General features: G+C 30.1%; 15 protein-coding genes. 1 reads left to right on the top strand and 14 read right to left on the bottom strand.

Going from position 1 to position 16,063, the window contains the following annotated elements:
* Nucleotides 1–40: 40 nt before the first annotated feature.
* Nucleotides 41–1,288, top strand: coding sequence for a DUF2264 domain-containing protein (locus PBN93_RS06710; protein ID WP_077403256.1), 1,248 nt, complete (start codon nucleotides 41–43; stop codon nucleotides 1,286–1,288).
* Here PBN93_RS06710 and PBN93_RS06705 read toward each other — a convergent pair.
* From PBN93_RS06705 to PBN93_RS06640, 14 genes are all read right to left on the bottom strand, one after another.
* Nucleotides 1,285–2,568, bottom strand: a complete 1,284-nt coding sequence (locus tag PBN93_RS06705; protein ID WP_171974495.1) for an O-antigen ligase family protein — start codon at nucleotides 2,566–2,568, stop codon at nucleotides 1,285–1,287. The genes PBN93_RS06710 and PBN93_RS06705 overlap by 4 nt on opposite strands.
* The gene (locus tag PBN93_RS06700; protein WP_077403250.1) at nucleotides 2,519–3,646 is read right to left on the bottom strand and encodes a glycosyltransferase family 4 protein; all 1,128 of its coding nucleotides are present in this window, start codon (nucleotides 3,644–3,646) and stop codon (nucleotides 2,519–2,521) included. Before PBN93_RS06700 ends, PBN93_RS06705 begins: the two co-directional genes overlap by 50 nt.
* A 5-nt stretch (nucleotides 3,647–3,651) precedes the next feature.
* Nucleotides 3,652–4,860 carry an O-antigen ligase family protein gene (locus PBN93_RS06695; RefSeq protein WP_077403247.1) on the bottom strand — a complete coding sequence of 403 codons (1,209 nt, stop codon included), beginning with the start codon at nucleotides 4,858–4,860 and terminating at the stop codon, nucleotides 3,652–3,654.
* A complete protein-coding gene (locus tag PBN93_RS06690; protein WP_077403244.1) occupies nucleotides 4,838–6,115 on the bottom strand; it encodes a lipopolysaccharide biosynthesis protein in 1,278 nt (425 codons plus the stop codon). The genes PBN93_RS06695 and PBN93_RS06690 overlap by 23 nt, the downstream gene beginning before the upstream one ends.
* Nucleotides 6,108–7,298, bottom strand: a complete 1,191-nt coding sequence (locus PBN93_RS06685) for a glycosyltransferase family 4 protein (protein ID WP_077403241.1) — start codon at nucleotides 7,296–7,298, stop codon at nucleotides 6,108–6,110. Before PBN93_RS06685 ends, PBN93_RS06690 begins: the two co-directional genes overlap by 8 nt.
* Before the next feature lie 42 nt (nucleotides 7,299–7,340).
* Nucleotides 7,341–7,967 carry a DNRLRE domain-containing protein gene (locus PBN93_RS06680; protein ID WP_077403238.1) on the bottom strand — a complete coding sequence of 209 codons (627 nt, stop codon included), beginning with the start codon at nucleotides 7,965–7,967 and terminating at the stop codon, nucleotides 7,341–7,343.
* A gap of 111 nt (nucleotides 7,968–8,078) precedes the next feature.
* A complete protein-coding gene (locus tag PBN93_RS06675) occupies nucleotides 8,079–9,170 on the bottom strand; it encodes a GDP-L-fucose synthase family protein (RefSeq protein ID WP_077399291.1) in 1,092 nt (363 codons plus the stop codon).
* 1 nt (nucleotide 9,171) lies between these two features.
* Nucleotides 9,172–10,293 carry a GDP-mannose 4,6-dehydratase gene (gene gmd, locus PBN93_RS06670; protein WP_077399294.1) on the bottom strand — a complete coding sequence of 374 codons (1,122 nt, stop codon included), beginning with the start codon at nucleotides 10,291–10,293 and terminating at the stop codon, nucleotides 9,172–9,174.
* A 44-nt stretch (nucleotides 10,294–10,337) separates the two neighbouring features.
* Nucleotides 10,338–11,693, bottom strand: a complete 1,356-nt coding sequence (locus tag PBN93_RS06665; protein ID WP_245799573.1) for a nucleotide sugar dehydrogenase — start codon at nucleotides 11,691–11,693, stop codon at nucleotides 10,338–10,340.
* 78 nt (nucleotides 11,694–11,771) lie between these two features.
* On the bottom strand, nucleotides 11,772–12,551 hold the full coding sequence (gene rfbD, locus PBN93_RS06660; protein WP_077399300.1) for a dTDP-4-dehydrorhamnose reductase: 780 nt from the start codon (nucleotides 12,549–12,551) through the stop codon (nucleotides 11,772–11,774).
* The gene (rfbC, locus tag PBN93_RS06655; RefSeq protein ID WP_077399303.1) at nucleotides 12,548–13,093 is read right to left on the bottom strand and encodes a dTDP-4-dehydrorhamnose 3,5-epimerase; all 546 of its coding nucleotides are present in this window, start codon (nucleotides 13,091–13,093) and stop codon (nucleotides 12,548–12,550) included. The genes rfbD and rfbC overlap by 4 nt, the downstream gene beginning before the upstream one ends.
* 2 nt (nucleotides 13,094–13,095) lie before the next feature.
* Nucleotides 13,096–13,959, bottom strand: coding sequence for a glucose-1-phosphate thymidylyltransferase RfbA (gene rfbA, locus PBN93_RS06650; RefSeq protein ID WP_077399307.1), 864 nt, complete (start codon nucleotides 13,957–13,959; stop codon nucleotides 13,096–13,098).
* Nucleotides 13,960–13,969: 10 nt separating this feature from the next.
* Nucleotides 13,970–15,013, bottom strand: a complete 1,044-nt coding sequence (gene rfbB / locus PBN93_RS06645) for a dTDP-glucose 4,6-dehydratase (protein WP_077399310.1) — start codon at nucleotides 15,011–15,013, stop codon at nucleotides 13,970–13,972.
* Nucleotides 15,013–16,062 carry a hypothetical protein gene (locus PBN93_RS06640; RefSeq protein ID WP_077399313.1) on the bottom strand — a complete coding sequence of 350 codons (1,050 nt, stop codon included), beginning with the start codon at nucleotides 16,060–16,062 and terminating at the stop codon, nucleotides 15,013–15,015. The genes rfbB and PBN93_RS06640 overlap by 1 nt, the downstream gene beginning before the upstream one ends.
* Nucleotide 16,063 lies beyond the last annotated feature (1 nt).

Here is a 16,063-nt window from a genome sequence, read left to right as displayed (position 1 = left end):
TTTTAGACTTTTTTATAATTTACAAAGAAATTAAAAAATTATGCTTAGAAGAAAATTTATAACAGCTATGTCTTTATCTGGAATTATTACCTTTATAAAACCTCAAAGTATATCTGCTAAATCTCATAAACACAAAGCTAAAAGTGGAGACAAAGATAGGGCATATTGGTGTAACCTACTTTTTAAAATTTCTTATCCTGTTTTTTCAAATTTGGCAAATGAAACATTAGCAAAAAATATGCCTGCAACCAAATCTCCTACTTACGATGGTCGTAAAAATGTCACTTATTTAGAGGCAGTTGCAAGAACAGCTGCTGGAATTGCCCCTTGGCTTTCCTTACCAGACGACGAAAGTAAAGAGGGTAAAATGAGGAAAAAATTAAGAAGTGTATTCTTGAAAGGAATGGTAAACGCGGTCAACCCTTCAAGTCCGGATTATCTAAATTTCAGGACAGAAAAACAACCAATAGTAGATGCAGGACACCTTGTACAAGCATTCTTAAGAGCTCCAAAACAACTTTGGGAGCCTTTGGATGAAATTACAAAAAAAAGATTTGTAGAGGAGTTAAAAGCATTAAGGACAAGAAAAGCATATAAAAACAACTGGTTACTTTGTAGAGCGATAACAGAAATATTTTTACTATCTATTGATGAAAATTGGGAAAAAAAATATGTAGATGAAGCTCTTGATTATTATAAAGATTGGTATATAGGTGACGGCTGGTATAAGGATGGCGTAAAGTTTTCTTTTAATTATTACAATTCCTTTGTAATGCATAGTATGCTAGTAGATACACTAAACGTTTTAGTAAAGAAAGGCTTAACAAAAGAGGAAGAGTATGATTTATCTTTAAAAAGAATGATTAGATTTGCTGTACAATTAGAAAGAATGATTTCTCCTGAAGGAACATATCCCGTTATAGGAAGATCTATAACATACAGAACGGGAGCATTTCAAACCTTATCTCACGTTTCTTTATTAAAAAAATTACCAACAAAAATTAAACCCGCGCAAGTGAGATGTGCTCTAACAGCCATTAAAAAAAATCTATTTATTGATGACGTTTTTGATAAAGACGGATGGTTAGAGTTAGGGTTTAGGGGCAACCAACCTGAACTTGCAGACTATTATACATCAAGGGGTAGTTTATATATGACTACACTAAGTTTTTTACCCCTTGGTTTAAACAAAACAGATAAATTTTGGTCTGGAAAAGATGAAGATTGGACTTCTAAAAAAGCTTGGAACAGCAAACCTTTCGAAAAAGATTTTCAAGTACAATATTAAATATTTTTACTGTTGCATGTTACATCTAATTTATTCAACAATATGGGCACTACAATAGAATAGAAAATAATTCCATTGTACCTAACAAGCATAGATTCAAATACTAATGATATTATTAAAACAATAAGCATACTTAGATTATATATATTTGAAACTCTATAACCTATTACTGCAAATGGTAATAAAAATAATATTAAACCCAGAACACCAACCTGAAGAGTTGTTTGAAGAAATTGATTATGAGCATTATATTCATTTTCTGCATTTGTAATATAATCTGATTTTAAATACCCAATTAGTAATTCTTTATCTGCATCACCAACTCCATATCCTAGGAAAGGAGATTTCTCAATCAAATCTAGTGCCACTTTCCAAGATAAAATTCTTGATTGAGAAGATGTAGTATACTTGTGGTTTTCTTTCAAATTAAAATCATTAAGTCTTTTAATTCCTTGATTAATTCTTGGATTAATAAAAACTAATATTCCCAAAAAAGCAACAGTACTAAAAATAATTATTCGACTAGAATTTTTGTAATAGATTAAAAATATAACACCAATTAACAAGAGTAGAACTAATGCTGATTTGGAAGATAAAAAAAAGATATATACTGATAGAGTTATTAATAAGAAAAGTTTTATTTTTCTTGATAACGAACTTTTTAAAGTGTAAATAATACCCACTAAAACATATAAACCTACATAGCTTGGATGCATAAAGGTAGAGAAGTATCCACCAAAAAAGTAATTTCCTCCATCAATAATTGATTCTTCAATATTTAGACCTGCTTTTATTGCTGAATTGAAGTTTACTCCTTCTTCATTAATTGTTAAAGAAGAGTAAAAAGCTTTAATTAAATTAAAAATAAATGTAATAAATATACCAAAAATAAATGCCTTAGATACTTTATCTATAATCTCCTTATTTGCTCTAATAAACATAAAAATAATAGGAAATATGATTAAAGGTAACGATCTTTCTATAAGTTTAAGACCTTCTTTAACATCATAACTATAATAGAGACTTATAGTCATAAGGAAAAAAAGTAATGGAAAGGACCAATTAATAATGTCTAAACTATATGTTTTTTTAATCATAAAAATACTTGAAACACCAAAAAACATTGACAGAATAAATAAAAAACTAGATGGCTGTATTCCAAAAGGTAATGTAACAAAACCAAGGAGAATAAAATTCCAAAAAAGATTAATTTGTACGTTATTTTCAGTTTTAATAAAAAGACCTTTCATAAATCTCAATAAATGATTTTGTGCATTCATCCCAATTAAATTTTTCTGATTGCTGCAGCGTATTTTGAGTAAGCTGCTCATATTCTTTTTCAATATAATCCACTGCTCGTATTACATCATTCACACTATCGTTCCTTACAGATACTCCTACCTCGTTTTCTTTAAAAAAACCATCAACACCCTCTCCTTTACAAAATACTATAGGTAAACCTTGACTAAGAGCTTCTACATATACTAAACCAAAAGTTTCCTTAATAGATGGCATAACAAATATTTGACTCCTTTTATATATTTCTAAAAGTTTAGAAAAATTATAAATATGCCCATGAAAAATAACGTTATTGTCTGCCATCTTTTTAACAGTATGTATAAAATTACCATCTCCTACAACTTCCAGAACATATTTTTTTTTACTTTTTTTATTAAGTTCTTTTAGAGCATTGATAACAACATCTAGTTTTTTTCTTTTAACAATACGACCAACATACAAAAGTCGTATGGGCTCAACAATTCTTTTTTGCACTACTAAATTAGAAAACCACTTGTCATCAATAGCGTTAGGAACGACACTGATTTTGTTTAAAATATCTGAGTGAAATTTACTTAAATATTTTTCTTTAAAAATTTCAACATATGATGGGTTAATGAAAATTACTCTTTCCGCTTCATTCATTATTTTATTTCCAAATTTTCTTAAATGAAACATCCATTTAAAAAAAGTAAATATATCAGATGCTCTTACACTAACTACATAAGGAATATTATACTTTTTTTTAATTTTATAAGCTACTCCTCCGTCACTAAATAAGAAATGTCCATGAATTAAATCCACCTCTCTTAAATCCACTTTACTCTCAAGATCTTGCAATATAATATTGATTTTCTTATGATACTGTAATCTAAACAAAAGAGATCTTTTAAGAATATATGAATAGTGATATTCAACATTTTTAATACTTTCATCTCTATTTCCATCTATTTTATCTTCCCACTTAACAGGAACATAAACTATTTGATTATATCCAAAATTTGACAATCTATTAACAAGGTTAACATATATTTTTTGATCAGGAAAATCATTTGAAAGTTGTAGTATTGTTTTTGCCATAAAGATTATAATTCTATTACTTTAGGTGAATATAGACTACTAAGGTATAGTGCATACATTCCATATATAATTCGGATATCTTCTAAACCTCCAGTTTTTGAATAACATAATATAAGAAATATTAAGATTAATTTAGAAGTTACTTTTTTTGTTTTATAGAAAAATATGAAAAATAGAAAACTTGACAATATAAGAAAACCCAAAACACCCAATTCAAAAAGACTTTCTATTAAAATATTATGGGGATACCCTCTACCATCATTCCCTGTATACAAAAACATAAAACTACCTATTCCTGAACCAAACAATAAACGTATTGGCCCTTCTGTAATACTATCAAAAGAAAATGATAAAAAATCTAACCTTCCGCTAATTGAAGCTCCTCCACTATCAGAATTAAACATTACGTAAAATCTATTAAATGTTCTTTGAAAAAGATTAAAAAAAAGGTTTCTTAATGGGGTGGCAAAAATTACCAAAGCTATAATTCCTCCAAAAACCAAATTCGTGTTGCGTATTCTTAATTTTAGACTTTTTATTTTAAATAGAAAAAATAAGAGCATTGTAATAATAAAAAAAATAAGAGGTCCCCGTGCACTAGAAATAACCAATAAAAATATAGGTAATACAACCTTAAGATCAAAGTTAGACTTAAGCTGATTTCTAAAACAAATATTATAATAAGCAATAAGTCCTAAGAACATTCCAATTGTTAAGTAATGACCTCTTATTTCATCTGCCCTTTCAATATTTATAAGCGTTTTATAAGGAGTCCACCTTACAAAATTCAAAAAAATAATAAATACGCTAAACGGAATTATAATATTATATAAGAGACTAAAAAAGGATTCTATGGTAATTTCTTTTCTAAAAATCGGATATATAAAAGCAATAATATTTAATATCAGTAATAAACTTTTATAGTAACCAAAACCAGTAGATGCAGTGTAAAATAAACTTATAAAAACAACACATTGAAAAAAAATTATTAAAAATGTATAGACAAGTTGCTTATTGTTAATCAGTATTTTTCCTTTCTTTTTTATTGTAACATAGACAATATCACACAATATCATTAAAGCAGAAATAGCTGTAACATCTATGAACCTAGGCACTCCAATATAGAAAAATATTGACTTTATTATTCCTGAAATAATAAAAATAGTGAAAAGCGCATTTATAAAAAATCTTTTACTTAGCTTTAATTTCCTCAATTTGATATTTGTAAGACATGTATATTATAATAACCCCATAAATTAAATAAAACAATAGAATAATCCAAGTATAGAGCTTTAAATACATTATTAATGATAGACCATCTGCATAAAACAAAAATAATACTACAGCAAACTTACTTATCTCCCATAGTGAATTAATTTTAAATTTTTTCAAAGCAATTAGTACTTTTCCTAAAGGTGAAAATATAAGCATTATTGCTGACCCATAAACTAATATTTTGGCATATTTCCCAGAATTTTCCCAGCCTTCTCCCCCTATGAAAACAAATATTTCTTCTCCATAAAATTGTATTAACAATATAAACAAGGTAGAAAATGATAATAACATAAGAATCACAGACAATAAGAGTGGTAAAATTTTTTCTTTCTTGTTAATTAGTTGACTAACTCGCTGGAAAACAACTTGAGATATCGCAATAGATATAAATACAGACGGAATAGCTAATATTTTTTGGGTAAACTCCAGATAACCCACTTCTTTTATATCAAACTTACTTAGTATTAAGAAAGTTAACGACCCTAATACAAATGTATTTAAAATATTAGGAATTAAAGTAAATACTGGCAACTCTCTATACTCATACATTACTTTCTTAATCCTGATAAGGCTAATGTTTTTTAACGAAGTCATTGATCTTACTTTCCAAAAAGAAAAAGCGCCTTGAACTGTGTTACCTATTGTATCACCAATTAATAAACCATTAGGATTTTTAAAATATCCAAAAAGAAACTGTATTAAGCCCTCTGAAAAACGTCTAGATACTTTACTCGAGGAAGACAACAAAAACCTTTGCTTTCTGATTAAATACATATTAAATGTATTAAAAATTGAATAACTATAAACACTAATTGGTAAAAGGCACATCGCTAAAAAAGAAAATTCCTTAAAGTAGTAATGTACTCTATTTTTAAAAATTAATATTATGATAAATAACAACAAGCAAATAATTGTACTAATAATCACACTTAAGTAAAGTACATGTTTAGAGTCAGTGTCTTTTTTTGGAAGCAGAATGGCATTTTCATATTTTAAGGATGAAAGTGCTACTAAAATAGAAAATGACTTAAGGAATACATCGTATGTTCCAAAATCCTCAGGTGAAAATGTTCTTTTTAAAAAGGGTTGCAGTAATAATGGAATGACTTGAGCTAACAAAATCCCAACCGAAAGAATTAAAACATCTCTCCCTAAACTCTTTGTTGATTTAAAAAAGTCACTTATATTAGACATCAAACAAAATAAGGTATTTCTTTTTAGCTTCTTTCCAAGAAAATTTATCCTTGGCCGTTATCAAACTTTTCTTTAAGCCCTCTTGTTCATCATTACTCATGTTAAAAAAATAATCTATTTTTTTAACAAATGAATTTTCTCCAACAACATCAGCAGTAAGCCCAACATTATTATCTATTACATACTTCCCAATTTCTCCTGTATTAGTTACTAAAGCCGGTAACTCAAATTCTCTAGCTAATGATAATGGACCACTTTGAGAACCTGACTCCAACTCATAAGTCAGTATTAATAAATCACTGCAACTATAATATAAAGCCATTTTTTCTTCTGAAATATAATCTATATCAAGCATATAATTTTTCATATTATGCTTTGTAATCCACTTATCAATATCCTCTTTAGTGACCGACGCTTCAGATCCAGCAATAATTAATTTTGGTTCCTTATTAGACTTAGAAACATTTTCTATTGTAAACTCAATATTCTTATCTTTACGCAGCATACCAAAGAAAAGAATAACATTATCATTTTGTTTTAACCCTAATTCTTTTCGAGCTAAGGGTTTTGAAACCTTTTTAAATGGGATAGAACTAGGGTATTGAATAATATGTATTTTATGATCCTGAATTTTTAAAAATTTAGAAATTTCAGACTTTATATATTTACCATTTACTACTATACCTTGAATGTTATTTAAGATTTTATTATTAAAAATATATTTAAAAACACTTTTGTATAAAGAGTAAATTATATCCTTAGACTGAAACTTTGCACTATGAATCCATAAAAAAGTTTTTATTACCCCTTTTTTATTTAACTTTTTAATTAAGGTTAACAATGGAATAACATCATAATCCATAATGTATACCAAATCATTCTTTTGAATAATACCAGACTTTACTATTTTTTTATAGTAACAATAAGAAACATATTGCTTCATAATTGCCCTAAAATATGGTGCAAACTTACCGTATTTAACAAAATTCTTAGCGTCTGTTTTTACATAATTTACTCCAGTGTAATTAACTTTTATATTAGGCGGAGTGTCTATCTCTGTATCTGAGGCTAAATGTAGAATTATATTGAATTCACTCTTTAAATTATCACAAAAATTACGGACATACTCAAAACCATGTCCCTTTGTTGAATACATTGCTGAAATAAGGTGAAGTTTTCTCATTTATATTGGTTTAGGTCAGTACTATATAAAACTGTAAGTTATTTATTTCTTATCTTTGTACCTAATTTCTACTTTTGGTCTCTTAGCTAAATCATCTGAATTACTTGAGTAAAAACTTATCATATTATTTTTTGAATTCTCATTTACTAATCTAAACATAAAACCTAAATTTCTATATTCTTTCCTTGCAAAGCCCTTAATAAAATTAGAAATATCTATCTTGTACTTTTCTCGCTTTCCTCTAGAAGAATCAACAATAACCTCGTTTTCTCTACTTATTGATGGCTGACCATCCCACGTAATTCTATTTTCTACCCAAGGATAAGTTATCCTTTGAACGTAAAAATTAACATCACCATTCGTTTTTAAATCATTCCTATATAAGTAAATAAAAGCTGAATCTATTTCAGCCGCTCTACTAATTTCAGGCATATCAAAGCCCAATACAAACCTGTTATCATCTTTTAAACTGTCATTTTTAATTCTAGAGATTAAATGTAACACTTTATGATCTCCATAATTATTTGTAGGATACGCTTTAGAAATTATAGCATCCTGTCCATTTTTTTCATTTAAAACAATATTGTAAGTTTTGGAAACTTTTTCTGTTTGACAGCTATAAAAAAGTATTACAACTAGTAATTTCCATAATTTTTCAATCTTTATCAAAACTAAATTATTTTAAGTTAATCAAAATGCTAAAAATTCTTATTAAGAATAAGTGTTACTATGATTTTTTATTTCATATTCATCTGAAATTTTCAACTCAATTACAATAAACTAATCTGTATTTGTTGCTGTATACCAATTATAAATCATTCCAATACCCTCCTCTAAATTAACCTTATGTTTCCAACCTAAATTATTAAGTTTGGTAACATCTGTTAGTTTTTTCATTGTTCCATCGGGTTTACTTGTATTAAAAACAAACTCTCCCTTATAACCCACTGTTTTTGCAATTAATTGGGCTAACTGAGCTATGCTAACGTCTTCACCAGTTCCTATATTTATGTGAGTGTTTCTTACCTCTTTAATGTCCTTTACTACATCTCCAAAATCCCTTTCCTCCATAATATACACACAGGCATCTGCCATATCTTCTGACCATAAAAATTCTCGTTTAGGCTTGCCGGTTCCCCAAATCTCTACACTAGCTTTAGATTGGTTCAATACAACTCCAAAGTCTGATAAAACTTGTTCTATTTCTTCCTTAGAGGCAGATCCGTTTATACCTTTTATTGGTAACTTGTTTAGGTCTGAACTGATATAATCCCAGTTTTTCTCTTCTAATGCTTTACCTAAGGCTACTTTTCTAATTAATGCTGGTAAAACGTGTGACTTTTCTAAATCAAAATTATCATTAGGACCATATAAATTTGTTGGCATTACAGAAATAAAGTTAGTACCGTACTGTAGGTTATAACTTTCACACATTTTTATACCTGCTATCTTGGCTATTGCATATGGCTCATTTGTGTATTCTAATGTGTCTGTTAATAGGTAGTCCTCTTTCATAGGTTGCGCACAGTTTTTTGGATAAATACATGTGCTACCCAAAAACAACAACTTCTCTACCTTATGTTTGTAGGACTCATGAATTACATTGTTTTGAATCATTAGATTTTCATAAATAAAATCTGCTCTGTACGTATTATTAGCCACTATACCTCCTACTTTAGCTGCTGCTAAAAATACGTACTTAGGTTGCTCTACCTTAAAAAAATGAGATACTGCTTCTGTATTAGTTAAATCTAACTCTTTATGAGTTTTAACTACTAAATTATGATATCCCTTACTCTTTAAATTTTTAACTATGGCACTACCTACAAGACCTCTATGACCCGCTATATATATTTTTGAACTCTTATCCATACTATTCAAAGTAGTTTAAAATGCGGTAACCACCGTCTTTTAAATACTGCTCTTTTTGCATTAACTTTAAATCACTCTGCACCATATCTTTTACTAAATCTGGAAGATCATACTCTACGGTCCATCCTAATTTTGTTTTTGCCTTGGTTGGGTCACCTATTAATAAGTCTACCTCTGTTGGTCTAAAATATTTTGGATCTACTGCTAATACCTCTTTACCTATCTCTAATTGGTATTTTGGATTATTACATTTTACAACATAAGCTTTTTCGTCTACACCAGTCCCTTTAAACTCTAACTCTATGCCAGCTTCCGCAAAACTCATTTTTACAAACTCTCTAACTTTTGTAGTTTTACCAGTTGCTATAACCCAGTCTTCTGCTTCGTCTGCCTGTAATATCATCCACATCATTCGAACATAGTCTTTAGCATGGCCCCAATCTCGCTCGGCATCTAAATTTCCTAAATAAAATTTATCTTGTAGTCCTAACGCTATTTTTGCCGTTGCTCTGGTTATTTTACGTGTTACAAATGTTTCTCCTCGGATAGGAGATTCATGATTAAATAAAATACCATTACATGCATACATATTGTATGCCTCTCTGTAGTTTACTGTTATCCAATATGCATACATTTTGGCAACTGCATAAGGGCTTCTTGGATAAAAAGGAGTAGTCTCTGATTGTGGAACTTCTTGAACTTTACCATACAACTCTGAAGTTGAGGCTTGATAAATTCTTGTTTTATTTGATAAACCCAACATACGAACTGCGTCTAATATACGTAAGGTTCCTATACCATCTGCGTTAGCTGTATACTCTGGTACTTCAAAAGATACGTGTACGTGACTCATTGCTGCCAAGTTGTATATCTCATCTGGTTGTATCTCTTGTATTAACCTTATTAGGTTTGTACTGTCCGTCATGTCTCCATAATGCAGAATAAAATTCCTATCTTCTATATGAGGATCTTGGTATAAATGGTCTATCCTATCTGTGTTAAATAAAGAAGATCTTCTTTTTAAACCGTGTACTTCATATCCCTTTTTTAATAAAAATTCACTTAAATATGCGCCATCTTGGCCTGTCACTCCTGTTATTAAAGCTACTTTCTTTTCTGACATAGTTATGGTGTATTCGTTTATAGTTGTGTTTAATTATATATAAATTAGTTATAACTATTACCCTCACCAATTCTATAATATACAAAGCCAATTTCCTGAAGCTTATTTCTATCTAACACTCCTCGTCCGTCAAAAACAAAGGCTGGTTTGTGCATATTATCATAAATACGTTGCCAATCATAGGTGCTAAACTCTTCCCATTCTGTTAAAATAGCTATTGCATGGGAACCTTTACAAGCCTCATATGCATTACCACTAACTTCTAATCTATTATCTACTTCTTCGGCTTCAATAGAATCCAAATAATTAACATCAGCATAGATTTGGGATTCTTTTACCTTAGGATCCCAAACTGATATTTTTGCCTGTTCTGACAATAATTCCTCTGCAACATATATTGCAGGAGACTCTCTAGTGTCGTTTGTATCTTTTTTAAAAGCCCAACCTAAAAACGCAATTTTCTTATCAGAAACTGTATTATAAAGTGTTTTAACAATATTATGTGCAAACCGTCTTTTTTGATGGTCATTTAATAGAATTACTTGCTCCCAATAATCTGCTACTTCGTTTAAACCATAGGATTTGGCAATATAAACTAAGTTTAATATATCTTTTTGAAAACATGAGCCACCAAAGCCAACTGACGATTTTAGAAATTTTGGACCAATACGACTATCCATTCCTATTGCCTTAGCGACTTCATCTACATCTGCTCCTGTAATTTCACAAAGCTCACTCATTGCATTTATAGAGGAAACTCTTTGCGCTAAAAAGGCGTTTGCTGTTAGTTTAGATAATTCTGAAGACCACAAATTAGTGGTTAAAATTTTATCTTTAGGCACCCAGTGAGCATAAACATCTACCAAAGCCTGTACTGCTTGTTTTCCTTTTTCCGTTTCTTGTTGTCCACCTATTAATACTCTATCTGGATTGGTTAAATCTGACACTGCCGTGCCTTCTGCCAAAAACTCTGGATTAGATAGTATTTCAAAATTTACATCGTTACCAGTGTGGTCTAATATATTTTTAATTGCTTGTGCCGTTCTAACAGGTAAAGTCGACTTCTCAACCACAATTTTATCGGAGGTAGCTACGCGTGCTATTTGCCTTGCACAGAGCTCAATATATTTTAAGTCTGCAGCCATACCTTTGCCCTTACCATAGGTTTTTGTTGGCGTGTTTACAGAAATGAAAATCATATCCGCCTCATCAATAGCTTTATCAATATCTGTATCAAAAAATAAATTTCTTCCTCTTGCCTCAGCAACTACATTGGACAAACCAGGTTCATAAATAGGAATATTAGAGACATCTGCATCATTCCATTGGTCTATTCGTTTCTGATTTAAATCGACAACTGTAATTTCTAATTCTGGACACTTTTGGGCAATAATAGCCATAGTTGGCCCACCAACATATCCTGCTCCGATACAACAAATCTTTTTTATCACTTTATATATTTTTTATTATAATCTAAATTAATCACACAAAAGTGCGCTGTTCTTAGGTCTTTTAGCAAAACTACGATAATTATTAGCCCTTACAAGCTTTGTAGTCTTATCTAGCTGATTTTTTTTTAATATTTCTTTAGCAAAATCAAACCACGTCATAGGCGTTCTGTCCGTATAGTGCTTAATCCCAAAATCCTTATTATCAGAAATAATTATATCTAAAATATACTTAGCTAAATTGTTTGCATCAGTTGGGCAACCAATTTCTGTGTCTATAACAGACAAATTTTCTCCCTTCTTAGCCTTGTTTAAAATAGTTTTATAAAAATTATGTCCAAATTCCGAATACAACCAGGACGTTCTAACTATAAAATATTTTTCTAATATTTCTTTTATAAACTCTTCTCCTCTCAACTTAGATTTTCCATACTCATTAATAGGGTTTGTACTATCTGATATTGTATAAGGGGAGCCTTTTTCTCCATCAAAAACATAATCTGTTGAGATGTGCACTAATACTACATTATGTTTTATACACTCTTCTGCTATGTTTTTTACTCCATCACCATTTACCAAATAAGCTTTATCAGGAGTTTTTTCTGCCTGCTCTACATTTGTATACGCTGCACAGTTAATACAGTAATCAAACTTATCTTTATCAAAAAAAAGACGTAATCTTTCTTTATCAGTTATATCTAAATCCTTAGAGTCACAAAATGTAAACTTTATATCACTATAGTCATCTTTTACTTTTTTAAAACACTGTCCTAATTGACCGTTTGCCCCAGTTACTACAATTTTAATCATACCAAAACCTCTTTCAATGTTGGTAAAGTCAAATCTTTTTCAGAAACTTTAATTTCCTCAGGTCTAACTTTCCAATCAATATTTAAAGTAGCATCGTTGTATATTACCCCTCCTTCAGATTCTTTATTATAATAGTTATCACACTTGTATAAAACCTCAGCAGTATCAGTAAGAACAGAAAATCCATGAGCAAAACCTCTTGGTACAAATAGTTGTTTTTTATTTTCTGAAGACAATTCAACAGAAAAATATTCTCCGTAAGTTTTAGAATAAGGTCTTAAATCTACCGCCACATCTAAAATAAGGCCATTTAAAACACGTATTAACTTTGCCTGTGCATTATTTCCTTTTTGATAATGTAACGCTCTTATAACTCCCCTTGTAGAGAATGATTGATTATCTTGAACAAAATTAACCTCTTGATCAACAATATCATTAAACCGGTGGGTATTATAGCTCTCAAAAAAATACCCTCTTTCATCATTATATAGTGTAGGCTCTATAAGTACACAACCTTCCAATTTTGTTTTTGTAACCTTCATTCCTAATTATCTAATATTCCTAAAAGGTTTTTTCCATAACCACTTTTCAACAATGGTTCTGCCAAAGCTATAAATTGATCTTTATTGATATAACCCATTTCATAAGCCGCAGCTTCAATGGCACCAATAGTTAAACCTTGACGCTCTTCTAAAACCTCTACAAATTGTGATGCCTGCATTAAGGACTGAAAAGTACCCGTATCTAACCAAGCCGTACCACGATCTAATATACTTACACTTAATTTACCTTTTTCCAAATACACCTTGTTGACATCTGTAATCTCTAGCTCACCACGTTTGCTTGGTTTTATATTTTTTGCAATTTCTACTACAGTATTATCATAAAAATAAATACCTGGAACAGCATAATTAGACTTAGCCTCTAACGGCTTTTCTTCTATACTAATAGCTTTGCCTTCTTCGTTAAACTCAACTACTCCATAACGTTCTGGATCATACACTCTGTAAGCATATATTATTCCGCCTTCAGGATCATTATTAGATTGTAGTAATTGTGCTAAACCAGATCCATAAAAGATATTGTCTCCTAAAACCAGCGCTACTTTATCATCTCCTATAAATTCTTCACCAATAATAAAAGCCTCCGCTAAACCATTAGGATTTTCTTGAACAGCATATTGAAAACTACAACCATACTTAGTCCCATCACCCAATAAATCTTTAAACAAAGGCAAATCTTTAGGTGTAGATATAATTAAAATCTCTTTTATACCAGCATACATTAAAGTAGAAAGCGGGTAATAAATCATTGGTTTGTCATAAATAGGCATCAACTGCTTGCTTACACTTAATGTAATGGGATGCAGCCTAGATCCAGAGCCTCCAGCAAGTATAATACCCTTCATAACTCTTTATTTAATTATATATTTTTTTATAATACTCTTGATAAGTACCAGAAGTAACACTCTCTAGCCATTCTTCGTTTTGCAAATACCAATCAATTGTTTTTTCTAACCCTTCTTCAAAAGTTACGGACGGCTTCCAACCTAATTCTTTATTAATTTTTGATGCGTCTATAGCATACCGTAAATCGTGCCCAGGTCTATCTTTAACATAAGTAATTAGTTTTTCACTATCACCTAAAGGCCTGTTTAGTTTAGCATCCATTAAACAACACAACAACTTTACCAAATCTATATTTTTCCACTCGTTAAATCCGCCTATGTTATAAGTCTCTGCGTTTTTACCCTTATGAAAAACCAAATCTATAGCTCTGGCATGATCTATTACATAAAGCCAATCTCTAGTATAATTGCCATCGCCATAAACAGGTAATCCCTTTTTATGAATTATGTTATTGATAAATAACGGAATCAATTTTTCCGGAAAATGATTTGGCCCGTAATTATTAGAGCAATTGGTGATTACATAAGGTAACTTATACGTTTCTCCGTATGCTCTTACAAAGTGGTCTGAACTTGCTTTAGAAGCCGAGTAGGGCGAATTAGGATCGTACGCCTTAGTTTCTGTAAATAAACCAGATTCTCCTAAAGCACCGTACACTTCATCTGTACTTATATGATAAAATCGTTTACTTTCTAAGTCATTTTTCCAAGAATCTCTGGCAGCATTAAGTAAATTTACTGTTCCAATAACATTTGTTTTTACAAAGGCCATAGGATCTGTAATAGACCTGTCTACATGCGACTCTGCAGCTAAATGTACAACTCCATAAAAATTATATTTTTTGAATATATCTTGAATAAAATTCTCATCTGTAATATCACCTTTTAAAAAGGTATAATTAGAAGAATCTTCTATATCTGATAAATTCTCTAGATTACCAGCATACGTCAAGGCATCTACGTTATAAATATGATAATTTGGATATGACAGAACAAACCTCCTAACTACATGAGACCCAATAAAACCTGCCCCACCTGTTATTAGTATATTCATTATTTTCCTGGATATTTTTTTAATACTTTATTAAGCTCCATCAATAATAAGAACACTAATAATATATTAACTAATACTATAGGCAACATAAACTTATACTGACTCATAACCCCCCCTAATTTAGCTCCCCTAGTAGGGAAATCCGAAATTACATTAAGGATAGTTGCTTTATTGGCTTTTTCTAAATTTAACTCTACAATTTTCTGCTTCAATTCGTCCCGCTCCTTTAAAAGCTCTATTTCTTTATTTTTTCCTCCTCCATTATCTGCCAAGCTAATGTTAGTGCCTCCAATTTCTTTTGAGGCTTCTTTAACCATTACGTCTTTATATAACTCCTGAAGCGAAATAATTTCATTTAATTGCTGATTGTATATCTCTTCTTGAAAGCCAATATTTTTATCATTTGTAGCCTTCTGCTCCTTAAAATAGGTATTACTAGAAATAGATTTAACAATAGCTGGTTGTGCTTTTTTAGCAACTGTACTGTTTGTACTTATCAGGTTTATTTTATGAAAACGAGCATCAAATGTATTAAAGTTTTCTAGGTAAGCATCAAAATCTAAGTTCTTAACGGTTGTAGAATCTAACTCTCTAATAAACTTATCAAACAACAAAACTTTTTGGTTTTCATCTGAATAGGACTCTATCTCCATTTTCATTATACTAGCTGCTTCTGTCGTTGTTATATTTAAAGAATTAGCCAACGTAATAGAGTCCTCTGCTTTGGCAAGTTCATTGTAAAAAGTCACATTATTATACAGCTGTTGTACACTATTAAAGTTTGGCTCTACTACCATACTTGAAATGTATTTTTGATCGTTTTTAATATCTAAAAATATACCCAAACCAATACCTATAACTCCTGCTATTACAAACTTTATAAAGTGCTTTTGAATAAATAATAAAAACAACATTAAAACGTGGAAAACACCTTTAAATATGCTTGCTATAAAAGCAAATAGTTTTTTAAAAGCATTTCCTATTAACTGAAATAATTGACCTAAATCTATTTCTTCTGAAGATTGCTGTGGTTGTTGGTTATTACTCATT

Origin of the sequence: Cellulophaga omnivescoria (genome assembly GCF_027915275.1) — a bacterium.
GTDB classification, from domain to species: domain Bacteria; phylum Bacteroidota; class Bacteroidia; order Flavobacteriales; family Flavobacteriaceae; genus Cellulophaga; species Cellulophaga omnivescoria.
This window is presented reverse-complemented; position numbering and strand designations above follow the sequence as displayed.

Bases quoted from the DNA above. Each gene is read 5' to 3' on its own strand.
- PBN93_RS06710 (WP_077403256.1), top strand. From the start codon at position 41: ATGCTTAGAAGAAAATTTATAACAGCTATGTCTTTATCTGGAATTATT.
- PBN93_RS06705 (WP_171974495.1), bottom strand. From the start codon at position 2,568: ATGAATGCACAAAATCATTTATTGAGATTTATGAAAGGTCTTTTTATT.
- PBN93_RS06700 (WP_077403250.1), bottom strand. From the start codon at position 3,646: ATGGCAAAAACAATACTACAACTTTCAAATGATTTTCCTGATCAAAAA.
- PBN93_RS06690 (WP_077403244.1), bottom strand. From the start codon at position 6,115: ATGTCTAATATAAGTGACTTTTTTAAATCAACAAAGAGTTTAGGGAGA.
- PBN93_RS06685 (WP_077403241.1), bottom strand. From the start codon at position 7,298: ATGAGAAAACTTCACCTTATTTCAGCAATGTATTCAACAAAGGGACAT.
- PBN93_RS06675 (WP_077399291.1), bottom strand. From the start codon at position 9,170: ATGGATAAGAGTTCAAAAATATATATAGCGGGTCATAGAGGTCTTGTA.
- gmd (WP_077399294.1), bottom strand. From the start codon at position 10,293: ATGTCAGAAAAGAAAGTAGCTTTAATAACAGGAGTGACAGGCCAAGAT.
- PBN93_RS06665 (WP_245799573.1), bottom strand. From the start codon at position 11,693: ATGGCTATTATTGCCCAAAAGTGTCCAGAATTAGAAATTACAGTTGTC.
- rfbD (WP_077399300.1), bottom strand. From the start codon at position 12,551: ATGATTAAAATTGTAGTAACTGGGGCAAACGGTCAATTAGGACAGTGT.
- rfbC (WP_077399303.1), bottom strand. From the start codon at position 13,093: ATGAAGGTTACAAAAACAAAATTGGAAGGTTGTGTACTTATAGAGCCT.
- rfbA (WP_077399307.1), bottom strand. From the start codon at position 13,959: ATGAAGGGTATTATACTTGCTGGAGGCTCTGGATCTAGGCTGCATCCC.
- rfbB (WP_077399310.1), bottom strand. From the start codon at position 15,013: ATGAATATACTAATAACAGGTGGGGCAGGTTTTATTGGGTCTCATGTA.
- PBN93_RS06640 (WP_077399313.1), bottom strand. From the start codon at position 16,062: ATGAGTAATAACCAACAACCACAGCAATCTTCAGAAGAAATAGATTTA.